Consider the following 1,666-nt stretch of genomic DNA (forward strand, 5'->3'; position numbering starts at 1 on the left):
CCAGGGCTGTGCGAAGAAGATTCGTAACGCCTGGAGCCGTTGACCGGCGATACCGGGCTCGTTGACGTCGATCTGGAAAAACAGACCGTGGCCTTGCCGGAGGGAGTGGATGCCTCTGAGGCCGCGCGTATTGTTACCGAGACTGGTTACCCGGCTGAGCCTTTTGAAGAAGACGCCAAGCCGGGGAGTTGCTGTTCTCCAGCCCATCAGGATAAGGGTCACTCCAACGACAGCGCTCAAGACCGGGCAACCGGTGAACGTTCGGCACCTGCCAGCTCTGACGCGACAACCGGAGCGGATGAGCAGATTCATCTTTCGGTGACAGGTGCGACCTGTGCCTCTTGTGTCAATACGATTGAAAAGGCCCTGATGTCGGTTTCCGGGATCAGCCATGCGCATATGAACCTGGCAGACAACACCGCCACCGCCACGGGGGATGCCGATCCCGAGTCACTTGTGAAGGCGGTTGAGAGTGCTGGTTATGGCGCCAGCGTGATTGCGGACGAGGACGAAGCCGATGACCGCAAGCAGGAGGAAGACCGGAAACAGTACAAGACCCTACTGGCGAAGATGGCTGTGAGTCTGGGCCTGGGGCTTGGGCTGATGGTTTGGGGTATGGGCTTCGGAACCATGATGGTGACGGACGCCAACCAGGGCACCTGGCTCGGACTGGGTCTGTTGACACTGATCGTGATGGCCGCCACCGGCGGTCATTTCTACACCGGTGCCTGGAAAGCGTTCCGTCACCACAACGCCAACATGGACACCCTGATTGCCCTGGGTACCGGCACCGCCTGGCTCTATTCCATTGTCGTGGCGAGTATTCCCGGTGCGCTCCCGGAGATGGCCCGCCATGTCTACTTTGAGGCCTCGGCGATGATTATCGGCCTTATCAATCTGGGCCAGGCGCTGGAGCTTCGGGCTAAAGGCAAGACATCAGCGGCGGTTCGCAGATTGCTGGACCTGCGGGCAAAAACGGCGCGGGTGATTCGCGATGGTGAAGAGCAGGATCTTCCGGTCGAGGAGGTTCTCAAGGGCGACCACATCCGGGTAAGACCCGGTGAGAAACTGCCGGTCGACGGCGTGATTGCCGAAGGCTCTACTCGCATTGATGAGAGCATGCTCACGGGTGAGCCCATGCCGGTGAGCAAATCGGAAGGCGATGAGGTGTCTGCCGGCACCCTCAACACCCATGGTTCCATAGTCTACGAGGCCACCCGGGTTGGCAGTGACACTGCGCTGGCTCAAATCATCAAGCTGGTGAAAAAAGCCCAGGGCTTGAAGCCTGCCATTGGACGGCTTGCGGACAAGATTTCGTCGGTGTTCGTGCCCACCGTGATGCTGATTGCTGTTGTGGCGGCGCTGGTCTGGTACAACGTCGGGCCGGAACCGGCCGTAGTTCATATGATGGTGGCGGCCACCACGGTGCTGATCATCGCCTGCCCCTGTGCCCTGGGCCTGGCCACGCCCATGTCGGTAATGGTTGGAGTTGGCAAGGCCGCGGAATACGGCGCGCTGATCCGCCAGGGCGATGCCCTGCAGACCGCTGGCAAGCTGGATCTGGTGATACTGGATAAAACCGGCACCATCACCGAAGGCCATCCGGCAGTTACCCGGGTTCATGCCAGCGACGGTGACGAGCAACGCCTGCTGGCGCTCGCCGCCG

The 1,666-nt window shown here is 60.7% G+C and carries 1 protein-coding gene; it reads left to right on the forward strand.

Annotated features, from left to right (window positions below):
- Window positions 1-39 precede the first annotated feature (39 nt).
- Window positions 40-1,666, forward strand: a 1,627-nt coding sequence (locus WH5701_RS00260) for an HAD-IC family P-type ATPase (protein WP_198005096.1), incomplete at its 3' end; no start/stop codon positions are given.

The sequence above is a fragment of the Synechococcus sp. WH 5701 genome, assembly GCF_000153045.1.
GTDB classification, from domain to species: Bacteria; Cyanobacteriota; Cyanobacteriia; order PCC-6307; family Cyanobiaceae; genus Regnicoccus_A; species Regnicoccus_A antarcticus.